At 70.1% G+C, this 15,740-nt stretch carries 15 protein-coding genes and 1 tRNA gene; 9 read left to right on the top strand and 7 right to left on the bottom strand.

The genetic code is table 11. The features are described 5' to 3' along the window. Together G398_RS0114295 and pgsA are read right to left on the bottom strand one after the other, a co-directional pair. A complete protein-coding gene (locus G398_RS0114295; RefSeq protein WP_026854102.1) occupies window positions 1–1,035 on the bottom strand; it encodes an AI-2E family transporter in 1,035 nt (344 codons plus the stop codon). Next, complete coding sequence (gene pgsA, locus G398_RS18720; protein ID WP_043485491.1) at window positions 1,032–1,604, bottom strand: CDP-diacylglycerol--glycerol-3-phosphate 3-phosphatidyltransferase; 573 nt, start codon at window positions 1,602–1,604, stop codon at window positions 1,032–1,034. The genes G398_RS0114295 and pgsA overlap by 4 nt, the downstream gene beginning before the upstream one ends. Window positions 1,605–1,694: 90 nt before the next feature. On the opposite strand from pgsA, the gene G398_RS0114285 reads away from it, so the two are divergent. The 3 genes from G398_RS0114285 to G398_RS20925 are packed head-to-tail and all read left to right on the top strand — an operon-like array spanning window position 1,695 to window position 4,274. Beyond that, window positions 1,695–1,940, top strand: coding sequence for a FeoA family protein (locus tag G398_RS0114285; RefSeq protein ID WP_084512775.1), 246 nt, complete (start codon window positions 1,695–1,697; stop codon window positions 1,938–1,940). Then, the gene (feoB, locus tag G398_RS0114280; protein ID WP_026854100.1) at window positions 1,940–4,111 is read left to right on the top strand and encodes a ferrous iron transport protein B; all 2,172 of its coding nucleotides are present in this window, start codon (window positions 1,940–1,942) and stop codon (window positions 4,109–4,111) included. Before G398_RS0114285 ends, feoB begins: the two co-directional genes overlap by 1 nt. Before the next feature lie 7 nt (window positions 4,112–4,118). Beyond that, window positions 4,119–4,274, top strand: a complete 156-nt coding sequence (locus G398_RS20925) for a hypothetical protein (RefSeq protein ID WP_157492435.1) — start codon at window positions 4,119–4,121, stop codon at window positions 4,272–4,274. A 12-nt stretch (window positions 4,275–4,286) separates the two neighbouring features. On the opposite strand, the gene G398_RS0114270 is transcribed toward G398_RS20925, so the two are convergent. Together G398_RS0114270 and G398_RS0114265 are read right to left on the bottom strand one after the other, a co-directional pair. Next, window positions 4,287–5,159 carry a radical SAM protein gene (locus G398_RS0114270; RefSeq protein WP_026854099.1) on the bottom strand — a complete coding sequence of 291 codons (873 nt, stop codon included), beginning with the start codon at window positions 5,157–5,159 and terminating at the stop codon, window positions 4,287–4,289. Next, the gene (locus tag G398_RS0114265) at window positions 5,160–5,906 is read right to left on the bottom strand and encodes a hypothetical protein (protein ID WP_026854098.1); all 747 of its coding nucleotides are present in this window, start codon (window positions 5,904–5,906) and stop codon (window positions 5,160–5,162) included. A gap of 122 nt (window positions 5,907–6,028) precedes the next feature. Between G398_RS0114265 and G398_RS18715 the strand changes: the two genes are divergently transcribed. After that, the gene (locus tag G398_RS18715) at window positions 6,029–7,321 is read left to right on the top strand and encodes an NfeD family protein (protein ID WP_043485488.1); all 1,293 of its coding nucleotides are present in this window, start codon (window positions 6,029–6,031) and stop codon (window positions 7,319–7,321) included. Beyond that, the gene (locus tag G398_RS0114255; RefSeq protein ID WP_043485486.1) at window positions 7,318–8,082 is read left to right on the top strand and encodes a slipin family protein; all 765 of its coding nucleotides are present in this window, start codon (window positions 7,318–7,320) and stop codon (window positions 8,080–8,082) included. Before G398_RS18715 ends, G398_RS0114255 begins: the two co-directional genes overlap by 4 nt. Window positions 8,083–8,431: 349 nt before the next feature. Here G398_RS0114255 and G398_RS0114250 read toward each other — a convergent pair. Next, window positions 8,432–8,508, bottom strand: a tRNA-Met gene (locus G398_RS0114250). Between the two features lie 91 nt (window positions 8,509–8,599). Between G398_RS0114250 and G398_RS18710 the strand changes: the two genes are divergently transcribed. After that, window positions 8,600–10,546: a M1 family metallopeptidase gene (locus G398_RS18710; RefSeq protein WP_043485483.1), complete on the top strand. Its 1,947-nt coding sequence runs from the start codon at window positions 8,600–8,602 to the stop codon at window positions 10,544–10,546. A 302-nt stretch (window positions 10,547–10,848) separates the two neighbouring features. On the opposite strand, the gene G398_RS0114240 is transcribed toward G398_RS18710, so the two are convergent. After that, window positions 10,849–11,808, bottom strand: a complete 960-nt coding sequence (locus G398_RS0114240) for a hypothetical protein (RefSeq protein WP_157492434.1) — start codon at window positions 11,806–11,808, stop codon at window positions 10,849–10,851. Between the two features lie 20 nt (window positions 11,809–11,828). Between G398_RS0114240 and pyrF the strand changes: the two genes are divergently transcribed. Genes pyrF through pnuC form a run of 3 tightly spaced genes read left to right on the top strand, consistent with a single transcriptional unit; the run spans window position 11,829 to window position 13,734 of the window. Continuing rightward, window positions 11,829–12,587 carry an orotidine-5'-phosphate decarboxylase gene (gene pyrF / locus G398_RS0114235; RefSeq protein ID WP_052572053.1) on the top strand — a complete coding sequence of 253 codons (759 nt, stop codon included), beginning with the start codon at window positions 11,829–11,831 and terminating at the stop codon, window positions 12,585–12,587. Continuing rightward, entirely contained in the window at window positions 12,584–13,126 is a 543-nt protein-coding gene (locus tag G398_RS0114230; RefSeq protein ID WP_026854094.1) for a hypothetical protein, read from the top strand. Before pyrF ends, G398_RS0114230 begins: the two co-directional genes overlap by 4 nt. Next, window positions 13,126–13,734 (top strand): nicotinamide riboside transporter PnuC, encoded by a 609-nt coding sequence (pnuC, locus tag G398_RS18705; protein WP_052572051.1) that lies wholly within the window; start codon window positions 13,126–13,128, stop codon window positions 13,732–13,734. The genes G398_RS0114230 and pnuC overlap by 1 nt, the downstream gene beginning before the upstream one ends. Here the strand turns inward: pnuC and G398_RS18700 are convergent. Continuing rightward, window positions 13,715–15,370 (bottom strand): B12-binding domain-containing radical SAM protein, encoded by a 1,656-nt coding sequence (locus G398_RS18700; RefSeq protein ID WP_052572050.1) that lies wholly within the window; start codon window positions 15,368–15,370, stop codon window positions 13,715–13,717. The genes pnuC and G398_RS18700 overlap by 20 nt on opposite strands. Window positions 15,371–15,740 lie beyond the last annotated feature (370 nt).

Here is a 15,740-nt window from a genome sequence, read left to right as displayed (position 1 = left end):
TCAGGCTTCTTCGCCGAACCAGGGATGGGCCCGGTAGTCCTCCAGCAGCTCCTCGGTGGCCACCTTCAACACCACGGCCAGGGGCACGGCGAAGACGAGCCCCAGCACGCCGAACCAGAAGCCGAAGGCCGTGAGGGCCAGCAGCACCTCCAGGGGGTGCAGGCGGCTGGCGCGACCCACCCAGACAGGAGTGAAGTAGAAGGCCTCGGCCTTCTGCACGGCGATGAACACGAGGGCGAGGGTCACGAGATGCCCCGTGCGCCCCCCATCCAGGTAGGCCAGCACCAGGGCGGGCGGCAGGGCGGTCAGGTAGGGGGAATAGGGCACCACGTTGGACACGCCGGCCACCAGGCCCAGCAGCCAGGCGTAGGGCACGCCGAGGATCGTGAAGGCCAGCCCCTGGAGCAGGGCCATGGCGGCGGCCACGGCGGCCTGGCCGCGGATGTAGCCGCCCAGGCGCTGGTGGATGGCTCCGCTCATGCGGTCCAGGCGCTCTCGGTGCCGCGGCGGCGCCAGACTCCGGAGGCTGGCCACGAGGGCCGGCCCTTCCAGAAGCAGGTAGTAGAGGATGAGCGGCACGAGGATGAGGGTCAGCAGATCGAGGAAACAGCCCAGGAGGCCGCCGCCCGTGGCGCGGAGGCCGCGCAGCAGCAGGCCCGGATCCAGGCCCTCCAAGCCGTGCTCCAGCCGCGCCTGCCAGGCCGGGTGGTCCTGGAACCAGGGCAGCAGCTTCGCCTCCAGGGCCTGCTTCCAGCCGGGCAGGGAGGCCGCCAGGCGCTCCCCCTGATCCACCAGCCAGGGCACCAGGAGCATGAGGAGGCCGGCGGCAGAGGCCACGAAGGCGATGAGCACCGCCACCACGCTCCAGGGCCGCCCCAGGCGCCCCTCCAGGCGGTCCACCAGGGGCCCCAGCAGGTAGGCCAGGACCATGGCGAAGAAGAAGGGGGCGAGGGCCCTCCGCAGCAGCCACAGCGCCAGCAGGGCGGCCGCGCCCGCCAGGGCGAACCGGAGGGGGATCCGGCTCCGGTCCGTCATCCCGCCGCGGCCGCCCGGGTGGCCCGGACGAAATAGTGGATGCCCGAGGCCAGCACCAGGGCTGCCACCAGCCAGTACATCTCCGGCAGGAAGGGGTCCATCCAGGGCCGGTAGCCCAGGGCGTTGAACAGCAGGGCCAGGGAGACGGCGACAAGCTGGGCGGCGGTGCTCAGCTTGCCCAGGAAGCTCGGGTGGAACTTGCTGTCGCTGAGGCGATCCACGGAGGCGAAGGCGTAGAAGGAGATCACCAGGTCCCGCGAGATGGCCAGGATGGCCACCCAGACGGGGATGGGGGCGGTCATGCCCTGGGTGCGCCAGGCCAGGAGGATGAAGGCCGTGGTCATCAGCAGCTTGTCCGCCGCCGGGTCCAGCACCGCGCCCAGGTCCGAGCCCTGGTCGAAGGCCCGCGCGATGAGGCCGTCCAGCAGGTCCGTGAACCCCGCGGCGGCGAAGAGGATGAAGGCCTGCCAGTGGTGCCCGTACCAGACCGCGATGGCGAAAAAGGGGATCGCCAGGATCCGCAGCAGGGTCAGTGCATTGGGCAGGGTAAGGGGACTGGAGGCTTTCATTGCGGTCCAGTTTAGACGGAGATCACATCCTTTGACTTAGACCTTGTTGCACCCTGAGGCTGAGCTACACTGGATCACGGAGTTGAGATTATGACTCAAAATCTATCAATCCCCCTGAGCGACCTCCAGCCGGGGGACCAGGGGGAGGTCGACCAGGTGAAGGCCCAGGGCCAGATCCGTCAGCGCCTGCTGGAGATGGGCTTCATCCGCGGCGTGCGCCTGCGGGTGGAGAAGCTGGCTCCCCTGGGCGACCCCATGGAACTCGTGATCAAGGGCTACCACCTGTCGCTCCGGCGGGATGAAAGCGCCTGCATCCTCGTCCACAAGGTGGTCTGATGTCCCTCACCATCGCCCTGGCGGGCAATCCCAATTGCGGGAAGACCACCCTCTTCAACGCCCTCACCGGGGCGCGGCACCACGTGGGCAACTGGCCCGGCGTCACGGTGGAGCGGCGCAGCGGCACCTTCGAGCAGGATGGTTCGGTGCTGGAGGTGGTGGACCTGCCGGGCACCTACTCTCTGGCCGCCCGCAGCGAGGATGAGCGCGTGGCCGCCGGGTTCCTGTCCTCCCCCGAGGTGGACCTGGTCCTGAACGTCCTCGACGCCTCGAACCTGGAGCGCAACCTCTACCTCAGCACCCAGCTGCTGGAGCTGGGCAAGCCCGTGGCCTTCGTCCTCAACATGGTGGACGATGCCGAGGCCCGGGGCGTCCGCATCGACGTGGCGGCGCTGGAGACCCTGCTGGGTGGCCCTGTGATCCCCACCGTGGGCAACCGGGAGCAGGGCATCCCCGAGCTCAAGGTCCTCCTGGCCGCCATGGCCCGGGGCGAGTCCAACCGCTGCCGCCGCATCACCGTGGACTACGGCCACGACATCGAGGGCGAGCTGGCCAAGCTCGAGACGGAGATCCGCCGCGACGAGAAGCTCGAGGCGGCCACGCCGCCCCGCTGGCTGGCCCTGCAGCTGCTGGAGAACAACGCCGAGGCCAAGCGGCGGGTGGCGGAGAGCCACGCCAGCGAGGCCATCAGCCAGCAACTGGCGAAGAGCTTCGCCTTCCTGGAGCCGCATCTGGGCGCCGACGGCGCCACCCTGATCGCCGAGCGCCGCTACGGCTTCGCCCACGGCCTGGTGAAGGAGGTGGCCACGGCGCCGGAGGAGCGGCTCACACCCACGGCCCGCCTGGACGCGGTGCTCACCCACCGGTGGCTGGGCATCCCCATCTTCGTGGCCATCCTGGCGGCGGTGTACTCCGTGTCCTTCATCCTCGGGAAGATCCCCCAGGACTGGATCGCCGAGGGCTTCAAGACCCTGGCGGACTTCGCCGGCGCCCGCCTGCCCGCCGGTGAGCTCACCAGCCTGCTGGTGGACGGCGTCATCCCCGGCGTGAGCGCGGTGATCGTCTTCGTGCCCGTGATCATGATCCTCATGGGCTGCATCGCCTTCCTGGAGGACACGGGCTACATGGCCCGGGCGGCCTTCATCATGGACCGGCTCATGCACGTCATGGGCCTCCACGGGAAGAGCTTCATCCCCCTCATCATGGGCAGCGGCTGCAACGTGCCGGCCGTCCAGGCGGCCCGCACCATCGAGAGCCGCCAGGACCGCCTCATCACCATCCTGGTGACGCCCCTGGTGAGCTGCTCCGCGCGCCTGCAGGTCTTCATCGTCATCGCTGGGACCTTCTTCACGCCCTTCAAGGCCGCCCTGGCCATCATCGGCATGCACTTCCTGGGCCTGACCCTTGCGGTGCTCATGGGCCGGATGCTGCGCAGCGCCCTGTTCAGCGGCCCCAGCTCCCCCTTCGTGATGGAGCTGCCCCCCTACCGCCTGCCGGTCCTGAAGGCCACGCTCGTCCACATGTGGGAGAAGGGCTCCATCTTCCTGACCCGTGCCGGCACCACCATCTTCGCGGGCGCCACGCTGATCTGGTTCCTCTCGCGCTATCCCGGCATCGCCAACCGCGAGTGGACCGCCGAGTACCTGCAGCAGCGGCAGGCCGTGGCCACGCTGAACCTGCCCCAGGCCGAGGCAGAGGACCGCCTGCGGGCCCTCCAATTGGCCCATGAGAGCCGCATCGTGAACACGAGCCTGGCCGCGCGCCTGGGCCAGAAGGCCTCCCCTCTCCTGCGGCCCATCCTGGATCCCGACCACAAGCGCCCCGAGGCCTGGAAGGACGTCATCGCCCTCACGGCGGGCTTCGTGGCCAAGGAGATCGTGGTCTCCACCATGGCCGTCATCCACCAGGCCAGCGAGGAGCCCAAGGAGGGCGAGCGTCTCAGCCCGCTCCAGGTGGCCCTGCGGGACAACTCCGGCCTGAGCCCCCTCACCGCCCTGGCCTTCATGGTCTTCACCCTCATCTACACGCCCTGCCTGGGCACCGTGGCCATGATCCGCCGCGAGGCTGGAACCTGGGGCTGGGCGGGCTTCACCATCGTCTACGGCTTGGCTCTGGGCTGGGGGCTGGCCTGGATCACCGTGGTCGCCGGCCGCGCCCTCGGCTTCGCGTGAGGTGGCCATGAGACTCCAGATCCTGCTCACCGCCTCCGCTGTCGCCTGGGCCGCCTACTACTTCCTGCACGGGGCCTACCAGGATCTCAAGGCGGGGAACGCCTGCTCGCACTGCAGCGCCGGGGGCGGCTCCAGGGGCTGCCCGGCCGCGAAGCGGCGCTGACGGTCATCTACTTTAGAGGCCCCGCGCCCACTCGGGCCGCAGGGGCACTTGGCCTGCGAGGGCCGCGTCCAGCAGCTCGAGCATGGCCTCCCGGTCCCTCGGCAGGCGACCGCCGATGGGCAGGTAATTCGAGGCGTGGTTGGACCGGAAGATGGCGTTGCCGGGGTGGGCCTCCTCCAGGAACCAGCGCAGCTCCGTCAGCAGCCCCCGCTGGTCCGGGAGCTCGAAGCGCCCCTGTTCCTCCAGGGCGGCGAGGGGCGTGTGGGGCACCACCGTGAGGGTCAGCGTGGAGAGGAAGCGTGGGTCCATGGCCGTGGCCAGGCGGCCCGAGGCGCGGGCATGGGCCTCGCTCCGCGCCTGTCCCCCAGCGCCCAGCAGGAAGATGAGGGACTGGTCCATGCCCGCCTCCCGGGCCTTGCGGGCCGCCTCGATGTGATCCTCCGCCGTGGCGCCCTTGGCGATGCGGCGCAGCGTCTCGTCATCGCCCGACTCCGGGCCGAGGTAGAGCAGGGACAGGCCCAGCTCCCGGAGCCGCTTCAATTCCCCGGGCGACTTCTCCAGCAGGTTGCGCGCCGTGGCGTAAGTGCTGACGCGGCGCAAGCGGGGGAAGGCGGCGGCCAGGGCCCGGAGGATGGGCTCCCAGTGGTCCGTGGCCATGCCCAGGGGATCGCCATCTGCCACGAAGACGTGCCGGACGTCCTCCGGGAAGCGGTCACCCGCCTCGGCGATGTCGGCCAGCACATCCGCCAGAGGCCGCTCCCGGTACCGCTTGTCCCGGTACATGGCGCAGTAGGTGCAGGCATTCCAGGAGCAGCCCAGGGTGGCCTGGAGGATGAACGACTCGGCCTCGCTGGGGGGGCGGAAGAGCGGCTCGTCGTAGCGCACTCAGCAGCCCCTCCGCCGGGCCTCGGACACGAGGTGCAGGGCCAGGTCCACCGGATCCACGGAGAGGTGGGGCAGGCCGGCCACGAAGCCCGGGCGGCCCACGCGGTCATCCAGGGGCGCCTGGGGGCAGAGGGCCTGGAACCGCGCCGCGAGCTGGGCGAGGTTGGCCAGGGTGGCGGGGCGCATGTCCGCGCCGAGGCACCGGTAGTCCATGCCGTGCTCGTAGACCATCAGGTCCGGCAGGCCGTCGCCGCGCTGGACCAGGAGGAAGGGCTCCTTGGCGTGGGTGGTGCGTTCCTCCACCTTCTCCACCTTCTTGGTCATCAGGAGCCCCCCGCTGAGGACGGCCTTGCCCAGGTCGAACCGGGTCTCCTTGGTCTTGTGGATCTCCGTGGTGCTCTGGGTGCGGGCCCCCCGCTGCAGGAGGCGGACCGCGGCCAGGGGGCACGGATGGGCCCGGCCCTGAGCGTCCACGACCCGGAAGCCCTCCGCTTCCCAGTCCAGGCTCCGCACCACCACGCGAGCGCTGTCGGTGGGGACGGCAGAGGGCTCCGCGGTCCAGGCGAGGAAGCCCTCCGCCGCCAGGGCCGCCACGATGGCCCCACCCTCCGTCGTGGCCCGCAGGAGGATCCGCGGCGGGGTGCCCGCCAGCATCCGCGTGGCGTCCGGCAGGGCCAGGCCCGCGATCCGCGCCGCCCGGGCGACGGCCTCGGGATGTCCAGGAACCTGCCCCACCGCCACGAACATGGGACGAGTATGAGGGGCTCTGGACCCCGGCGATAGAATGAGGTCGTACCCGCGAGGCCTCCATGCGAGTTTTCCGGGGAAGGGCCAGGTCCCAGGCGCGTTCGGCGGGAACCCTCCGCCTGATGGTCCGCTGGGTCTTCGCCACGCTGGCTTTACTGGGGGCCTGGGGCACGCCGGTGCCGGAGCGGCAGGTCTGCGTGGCCCGGGTCCAGGGCACCATCGGTCCCGCCACGGCCGATTACCTTGCGCGGGCCATCGGCGAGGCCGCGGGCCGGAACGCCCAGTGCCTGGTCATCGAGCTGGATACGCCGGGCGGGCTCCTGGATTCCACCAAGGAGATCATCCAGAGCTTCCTGCGGTCCCCCGTCCCCACGGTCGTGTTCGTGTCACCCCAGGGCGCCTGGGCGGGGAGCGCAGGGTGCTTCATCACCATGGCCGCGGACGTGGCGGCGATGGCGCCCTCCACCAGCATCGGCGCGGCCCATCCCGTCGGCCTGGGCCCCGGCGGCGGCAAGCAGGACGACGTCATGAAGCAGAAGCTGGAGAACTTCACTTCCAGCTACCTGGAGGCCATCGCCGGCCGGCGCCACCGCAACATCGAGTGGGCGCGGGCTTCGGTGCGGGAGAGCGCCGCCATCAGCGCGGACCGGGCCCTCGAGCTGAACGTGGTGGACCTCCTCGCCGACGACCTGCCGGACCTGCTCAAGCGCCTCGACGGCCGGGAGGTCGGCGGGCGGCGGCTGGAGACCGCCGGAGCCACGGTGTCCGTGATCCCCCTCTCGGTGCGGGAGAGGGCCTTCCAGGCCATCGCCCATCCCCAGGTGATGCTGATCCTGATGCTGGTGGTGGTGTACGGCATCATCGGCGAGCTGACGAGCCCCGGCGCCATCCTGCCGGGCGTGGCGGGCGTGATCGCGCTGCTCCTGCTGCTCTACCTCTCCTCGGTCCTGCCCATGAGCATCACCGGACTGGCGCTGGTCGCCGTGGCGATCCTGCTGTTCCTGGTGGATGCCTTCGCACCGACGCACGGCGTGCTCACGGCGGGCGGCACCCTGGCCTTCTTCCTGGGGTTGTTCATGCTGTTCGACCGGAGCGAGCCGTTCCTGCGGCTGTCGCTGCTGTGGATGGTGCCCGCCACCGTGGTGACGGTCCTGTTCTTCAGCTTCGTGATCGCAGCCGGCCTGCGCGCCCAGGGCCTGCCTTCCCGGGCTGGGGCCGAGGCCATGCTGGGGCGGACGGTCACGGCCCTGGAGCCCATCGGCGAGGGCGGCGGGCGTGTGTTCATCGAGGGCGAGTACTGGAATGCCGTCAGCGCCGGGCCCATCGAGGCGGGCCAGATGGTCGAGATCACCGCCCGGGACGGCCTGACCTTGACGGTGGAACCGGTGGGGACTTCCAAGGAGGAACGGCCATGAACGGATTCGTGCTGTACCTGGGCCCCTGGATCGTCGTGATCCTCGCGCTCGGGTTGATCGTCCTGCCCCAGGCCGCGCGCATCCTGCGCGAGTACGAACGGGGGGTGATCTTCCGCTGGGGCAAGCTCAAGGGTGCCAAGGGGCCGGGCCTGATCTTCCTCATCCCCTTCATCGACCGCATGGTGCGCATGGACCTGCGCGTGGTGACCATCGACGTGCCCAAGCAGGAGGTCATGACCCGCGACAACGTCCCCGCCACGGTGGACGCGGTGGTCTATTTCCGCGTGGTGGATCCTGAAGCGGCGGTGGTCAAAGTGGAGAACTTCCTCAAGGCCTCCTCTCTGATCGCTCAGACCACGCTGCGCAAGGTGCTGGGCCAGTCGGAGTTGGATGAACTCCTCGCCCACCGCGAAAAGATCAATGTCCAGCTGCAGGAGATCATCGACCGCCAGACCGCGCCGTGGGGCGTGAAGGTGAGCACGGTGGAGGTGCGCGACGTGGTGCTGCCTGATGGGATGAAGCGCGCCATGGCCAAGCAGGCCGAGGCGGAGCGGGAGCGCCGCGCCAAGGTGGTCAACGCCGAAGGCGAGTTCCAGGCTGCGGAGAAGATGGTGCAGGCCGCCGCCATGATGGCCGAGCAGCCCATCGCCCTCCAGCTGCGGTTCCTCCAGACCATGGTGGAGATCTCCAGCGAGCACAACACCACCAGCTTCATCCCCCTGCCCAGCGAGTTGTTCAGGCCGTTTGTGCAGAAAGGGTAGGGGCTTGGCGAGGACCTCTCTCGGAGGCCTGCCGCTCTCCGCCTTTCGCGCCGACCCATCCGGTCACGATTTGAACTGGGCCCGCTGCGCGATCCCCGGTCTCGCTCCCGGCCCTCCCCCGGAGGGCCTCCGAGATCCCACTCGCAGGTTCAAATCCTGCCGCTCTCCGCCTTTCGCGCCGACCCCCCCGGTCACGATTTGAACTGGGTCCGGCTTCGCCGTCCCCCGGTCTGCTCCGGACGCGACATCAAGTCGCGTCCTCCACATCCCACTCGCAGGTCCAAATCCTGCCCGTCCGTCATGGGCGTACACGAAAACCGGAGCACTTGGCTCCGGTCACCGGTTCGATTGGTAGCGGGGGCAGGATTTGAACCTGCGACCTTTGGGTTATGAGCCCAACGAGCTACCGGACTGCTCCACCCCGCGGTAGGAAATCCAGTGTAGCAGGGATCCGGGAGGTGGCAAGGACGCAGGGCGGGGGGTGTTGGTAGACTCGGTGGACGCTCTGGAGGATGTGATGGTACGCCGCATGGTGGCTGCGCTGGTGCTGTTCGCGGCCATGGGGCTGGGCGCGTCGGCGCGGACCTGGACGCCGGAGAAGTGGTTCGACAAGCCGAAGTCGCCGCGCATCGCCAACTACCGGATCGACGCGGTGCTGGATTTCGAGCATAAGACGCTGGAGGCGACGGAGACCCTGTCCTGGCGGAACACGGGCACGGCCCCCACGCAGGAGCTGCCGCTGCACCTGTATCTCAATGCCTTCAAGGGGCCGCAGAGCCTCTTCGTCAAGGAGAGCGGCGGCCGCCTGCGGAACGACCGCCAGGACCGGCCCTCCGAGTCCACCTCCTGGGGCTACTGCCGCCTCATCAGCGCCCGCATGGACGGCCGGGACCTCCAGGGCCACACGGGCGAGGACGAGACGGTCCACTGGCTGAAGCTGCCGCGCCCGGTGGCGCCGGGCGAGACCATCCAGGTGGAGATCGCCTGGGAGAACCGCTATCCGAAGGTCTTCGCCCGCAGCGGCTGGGCGGAGGACTTCCTGATGTCGGGCCAGTGGTTTCCCAAGGTGGGTGTCTACCAGGGCGACCGTTGGAACTGCCATGCCTACCACGCCAGCACGGAATATTTCGCGGACTTCGGCGTCTACGACGTGTCCCTGTCCCTGCCGAACGCGCTGGGGCTGGCCCATACGGGGACCCAGACCAACTTCGTGACGGAGATCGAGCAGGATCCCAAGCGGCCCCTGAACGTCATCTGGCGGCTGCACGCGGAGGATGTCCACGACTTCGCCTGGGCCGTGATGCCGCGGGAGAGCTGGCGCAAGCCCGCCATGGTCGAGTACCGGGGGGTGCAGGTCTTCTACTACATCAACGACCGCAACCGCGGGAACTTCCAGCGCCAGCGCCGCGCCGTGGAGAACGCCCTGCGCTGGAGCGAGGAGTGGTATTTCAAATACCCCTATCCCACGCTCACGGTCATCGACACGCCCAGGGAGGCCGCGGGGGCCGACGGCATGGAGTACCCGACGCTGATCACCGCCGGCTCCGTGGCCTTCGATCCGCTCCAGCAGCGCTTCGAGCCGGAGGTGGTGGCCACCCACGAGTACGGCCACCAGTTCTTCTACGGGATGCTGGCCAGCAACGAGTTCGAGGAGCCCTGGCTGGACGAGGGGATCACCAGCTGGTTCACGCACAAGGCCATGGAGCGCAGCTACCACAGCCTGCTGGGGGGGCGGCGCTTCCAGGTGCCCACGGACTTCCTGGAATGGCAGGGCTACTGGAGCCTGCCCTCGGCGGATCCGCTCACCCGCTTCGGCTTCCGCACACTCAACCTGCACAGCTACTTCGCCTCGGTCTACGACAAGTCCACCGTGGCCCTGAACCAGCTGGAGGCCATGCTGGGCCGGCCCGTGATGGAGCAGGTCATGCGGGCCTACGCCCAGGAGATGGCCTTCCACCACCCCACGCGGCAGGACTTCCGGCGGATCGCCGAGCGGGTGTCCGGCCGGGACCTGTCGGCCTTCTGGCGGGACTTCGTGGAGGGGACCGAAGTCCTCGACTACGCCATCCGCGGGGTGAAGGTCCGGGAGGTCACGCAGGGCGGCTGGCTCTTCTCGGACAAGGCGCCGGTCTTCGCGGCCCCCCAGCCCGCGGCGCCGGGCCGGGTGGGCTCCATCACCCTCGAGCGGCGGGGGGGGATCCAGGTGCCCATCACCCTCTGGGTGCGGCTGGAGAACCGGGACGAGCAGCGGCTCGTGTGGGACGGCCAGGACCGCTGGATCACCTACGAGTTCGACTCCCCCGTGGCCGCGGCCGTGCTGGACCCCGACGGCAACTACCCCATGCTCAAGGACCGGCTCCACGCCAGCTACACGCCCCGGTCCGTGAAGCGGGGCTTCTACTACTGGTCGCAGATGGTCTGGGGCGCCGTGGCCGGCTGGCTTCAGGGCTGCGGCATCGGCTGAGGACCGAGGTTCATCTTCCAAAGATTTCAAAGACCTGCACGAAGGACGCGAAGAAGCAGATCAAGGCCACGAAGACAGGCCCTGGCGTCCAGCTCAGGACATCCGGGCCGTCGGCCTCGGGCGCGCGTTGCGCGACCGGCTTTGCGGGCGGCGATCCCGGGCGGCTTCCAGGGCCGCCATGGCCGCCGCCCGCAAAGGGATGTCCGCGGTGGGTCGAGACCCATTCGTGTTCCTTCCCTGCCCGGAAGGGCGCCTTCGTGGCCTTCGTGGTGATCTATTTGCTTTTTGATCGTGAAACCGCCTCAGGGCTTCCGCGGCGCCGCGTCGCCCATGCGGACGGACCGGAGGTTCCCCTGGCCGTCCAGCTCGATGAGGATGGGGAACCAGGCCATGCCGAGGTCCTCGAAGGCGGCCCGGCTGGGGACGAAGCGGGCGCTCCGGCCCGCGGCGCGGAGCCGGTCGGACAGCGACCGGGCCTCGGCCGCCAGGCCGCCGGGAATGCTCGCGCTACGGTCATCCTGGCCGGCGTCGAGGCTGGGGATGATCCAGGCCACGTCCACGGGGAGGTCCGGCAGGGTCTCCGCATCGGCGGGAAGGATCCACAGGCGGGGCGCCCCCAGCTCGTCCAGCCGGAGGTCCTGGTAGTCCAGGCCGGGCAGGCTCCACAGGCGCAGCACCGGCGAGCGGCCGCCCAGCAGGCCGAAGAGGCGCTGGAAGCGGGACACGACGGGTGTGGCGGCCTCGTCCGCCCGGGCCTTGATCGCCGCGAAGCGCGCCTCGTCCTGCTCGGCCAGGGCCCAGCAGAGGGCGTGGCGGAGGGCGTAGCCCCGGGTGAGGCCGGGTCCCTTCGCCAGCAGGCGGTCCTCCCAGGCCCGGCGCAGGCCGGGGCTGAAGCGGCCATCGCGGACCTGGGCCTGGCCCCAGCGCCACAGGGCCAGGGCTGTCCCCGCCTGGCGGAGGGGCAGGGCGGCGAGCCGCGGGGCCACTTGGCCCTGCGGCGCCTTCAGCAGGGCCCGCAGGGCCTCCGCCTCCCGGCGGGAGGTTCCCGCGGGGAAGGGATCGGCCGGCGCTTCCTTCAGGGGATCGAAGGCGGCCGCGGCCTGGAGCCAGCGGTGGGCCGCGGCGCCGGGGCCCTTGGGCGCCGCGGGCAGGGGGCGGCCCCAGTCGTAGGCGTCCAGCGCCTGGTCCAGCAGCGCGGCGGCGGTGGGGGGCGCGGGACGGACCTCGGCGGGTGGCGTGGGCGGCGGGGCGGTCAATGGCACGGAGACACCTTGGTGGCAGAATGGTTCTCCGCATCATACGGGAGTCGTCCTTGAATCCAGCCCCATCCACCCTCACGCCCCGGGAGCGCCTCGTGGTGGCCCTGGACCTGCCCACGGCGGCGGAGGCCCTGGCCATGGCGGAGCGGCTGGCGGGCCGCGTGGGCATGCTGAAGGTGGGGCTGGAGCTGTTCTGCGCCGAGGGGCCCGCCTTCGTCCGGGAACTGCAGAAGCGGGTGCCGGTCTTCCTGGACCTGAAGCTCCACGACATCCCCACCACCGTGCGCCGGGCCCTGGAGGCCGTCCTGAAGCTGGATCCGCGCCTGGTCAACGTCCACGCCCAGGGCGGACCCGCCATGCTGGAGGCGGCCGTGGAGGCCGTGCGGGCCCATCGCGCCGCTGGAGGCCGGACGGAACTGCTGGCCGTCACCGTGCTCACCAGCCTGGACCGGGAGGCCCTGGCGGCCCTGGGCCACGCGGGGCGCCCGGAGGACTTGGCCCTGGCCTACGCGAAGCTGGCCCACCAGGCCGGCTGCGGCGGCGTCGTGTGCTCCGCCTGGGAGGCCGCGGCCATCCGCGACGCCTGCGGGGAAGGCTTCCACCGCCTCACGCCGGGCATCCGCCCCGCCGGGGCCGCCACCCAGGACCAGGCCCGCGTGATGACGCCGGCCCAGGCCCTGAAGCAGGGCTCCACTTGGCTGGTGGTGGGCCGCCCCATCACCCATGCGCCGGATCCCGCCGCTGCGGCGGAGGCCATCGTGGCGGAGATGGAAGCCCGATGAGCGTCGGGTCGCCCCTCATCTACAGACCCTCCTTCGCCCAGCGGGCCATGGCCGTACTGCTCTTCGCCGGATCCTGGCTGGTGGGCGTCCGCGCCCTGGCCCAGATCCTGGAGCGCCTGCCCGTCCTGCGCGTCTCCCTGAAGGTGGCCGAGGCCGCCGGGGAACCCACCTGGTCTTTCTGGGTCGCCATCGTCGCGGCCTTCGGCGCGGTGGTGGCGGGGAGCCTCCTCCTCCTGGCCACGCTCCTGGGCCTGCTCCTGGTGGAGGGTTCCCAGGTGCTCGTGGACGAGATGGGCCTCAGCGTCGAGCACAATGCCCTCCCGGCGCCCCTGGCCCGGAAGCTGGGCGCCGGCCGCCTGCTCTGGAAGCGGATCTCCCGCCTCGAGCGCTCGGGTCCCTTCTTCGTGCTGCGGGGCGGCGGCGAGCCCGGCCACACGGGCCCCATGGACCCCACCCTCCGCTTCCTCATGGTGGACCACCTGGAACGGCTGATCCTCACGATCCTGGAGCGCAGCCCAAACCTGAAGCACGAGGACTGATGCCCAGCGGGATGGAAGTCTTCGGGTTCCTGACGGGTGCCGCCTGCGTGGCCCTGCTGGTCCGGGAGAACATCTGGAACTGGCCCGTCGGCATCGCCAACAACCTGGTGTTCATCGCGCTGTTCTACCGGGCGGGGCTCTACGCGGATGTGGGGCTCCAGGCCTTCTACATCGCCATCTCGGTCTACGGGTGGTGGAGCTGGCTGCACGGGGGGCGCGACCACGGGGCTCTCACCGTGAGCCGTGTCCGTCCGGTTCCGGCGGTCCTGCTGGCCCTGATGGTGGCCGCCACCACTGCCGTCCTGGCCTGGCTGCTGCGCCACTACACGAACAGCACCGTGCCCGTGCTGGATTCCCTCATCACGGCCCTCAGCCTCGCGGCCCAGTTCATGATGACCCGCAAGTGGCTCGAGAACTGGCTGGTGTGGATCGCGGCCAACTGCCTTTCCGTGGGGCTGCTGATCTACAAGGGGCTCTACGTCACCAGCGGCCTCTACCTGGTCTACCAGGTGCTCTGCGTGCTCGGCTGGGTGGCCTGGCGCCGCGCGCTCCGGGCCGGGATCGCCGTGCCGGGGCAGCCCGTGGGCGTCACATCTTCGGCCGGCTGAGGTAGGCCTCGGCGCCCTTCATCTCGGCCGTGGGGCCGTGGGCGGGCTTCTTCACCCGCGCCTTGTGCTGCTTGAGTCCCCAGAGGGTGGCCAGCTCCGTGGCCTCGGGGTTGCCCGGGGCCAAGGCCAGCACTTCGGTGAGGTCCGCCCGGGCCTGATCCATCCGGCCCAGCTTCTCCCGCAGCAGGGCGCGCTTCAGGAAGCCCCAGGAATTGGCAGGCTCCTTATCGATGATTTCGGCGTACTCCGCCTCGGCCTCGGTGAAGCGGCCCTCCTCCTCGGCGGCTTCACCGCAGAGCAGGTTGGTGACTGAACAAAAGCCAAGCCAGCGTTTCTGCTCGGCGAACTCGGCGGGACTGAAGTGGGATTTCGCCTTGGCCCGCTGGGCCTCGCGGTCGATGTGGCGCAGGGCCTTCTCCGTGTGGCCGTCCACCCGGGCGAAGATCTCGGCGTCGCCGCTGGCCCGGTAGAAGTCCTTCTGGATGCGGCCCTCGGCGCGGTACTGGTCGAACATGCGGGTGCCGGGGTAGAGGGCCAGGGGGCTGATCTGGCAGTCCTGGGGCCGGGTGTCGCGGATGAAGGCGGCGGTCTCCTCTACGTCCGCCCAGGTCTCGCCGGGGATGCCCGTGATGAGGTAGATGCCCAGGTTCATGCCCACCTTGCGCACCAGGCCCAGGGCGCGCCGGGCGTGGCGCAGGTTGGTGCCCTTGTCCAGCAGCTGCAGCACGCGCTCGCTGCCGTGTTCCACGCCGAACTGCATGAACTCGCAGCCCGCGCGCTTCATGGCCACCAGCCGGTCCTCGTCCACCAGGTTTACACGGCTCTGGCAATTCCACAGGGGGTGCAGGCCGCTCTCCTGGATGCCCTTCATCAACGTCAGCACGCGGTCGCGGTTGGCGGTGAAGGTGTCGTCCCGGAAGCTGAAGTAGGTGAGGCCGTGCTTCTCGCGCAGCAGCCGCATCTCGCGCAGCACCGAGGGCGCGCTGCGGAAGCGGATGGAGGTGCCCCAGAACTCCGGCGTGTTGCAGAAGTTGCAGGTGGCCGGGCAGCCGCGGCTGGTGCTGAGGTAGGCCAGCTGGCCCACGTCGTTCAGGAAGTCCGCCTCCAGGTGCTCGGCGGGGATGCCGATGGCGTCCAAGTCCTCCAGGGGCGGCTGGGGCAGGGTGCGACCGTCGCGGAGGATGAGGCCCGGCGTGCGCTTCCACAGGTCCGAGCCCGGGGCCGTCCTGAGCCGCTCGGCGATGCCCAGCAGCACGGCCTCGCCCTCGCCCTGCACGATGGCGTCCAGGGCCGGGCAGTCCTCGAAGACCTCGTCCGCCAGGTGCGTGGGGTGCGGCCCGCCGGCCAGCAGGATGGCGCCGGGGCAGGCCTCCCGGGCCCAGGTCAGCAGCTCGTAGGAGCGCTTGCGGTTGAAGGTGAACATGGAGACGCCCACCACCGCCGGGTTCTGGGCCCTCAGGTAGGCCAGGATATCCTTGCGGCCCTTGCCGCTCAGGTTCGCCACGCGGCAGGGCAGGTCCCGGGCCTTGAGCATGGCCTGCAGGTAGCCCAGGCCGATGGGCAGGAAGGTCATCCACTCGTCCCCGAAGCCGCTGCGGGGGGCGCTGTAGGCGAGCAGGGTGCGGGGAGGGGTCATAGGCTCCGAGTGCGTGACTTTCCAGTGTACGGAAAGGGATTCCTGAGGGAAGCGGACATTCCCACGGGCGGGCCCCTGGCGCAAATACCAGCTTGCGTTAGGAGATACAGAGCCACCACGGAGGCACGGAGCATGGGCACACGGGAGGCGCCGGGCCCGGATTCTTCTTGGGGCATCCGGGTCCGGCGCCTCCCGTGGCTTCCGGCGAAGCCGGAAGTGGCCTCTGGCCTGCCCATGATGGAGGACCACGGAGGCCTCCGTGCGCCCTCCGTGATCTCCGTGCCTCCGTGGTGGCTCCCTGACCCTCCAATGCGAGTCGGTGTCAAGCCTCGTCCGGAAGGCCCGGAACCGCTAGAATCAAGGCTTCCGG

Origin of the sequence: Geothrix fermentans DSM 14018 (assembly GCF_000428885.1) — a bacterium.
In the GTDB taxonomy this organism is placed as follows: domain Bacteria; phylum Acidobacteriota; class Holophagae; order Holophagales; family Holophagaceae; genus Geothrix; species Geothrix fermentans.
This window is presented reverse-complemented; position numbering and strand designations above follow the sequence as displayed.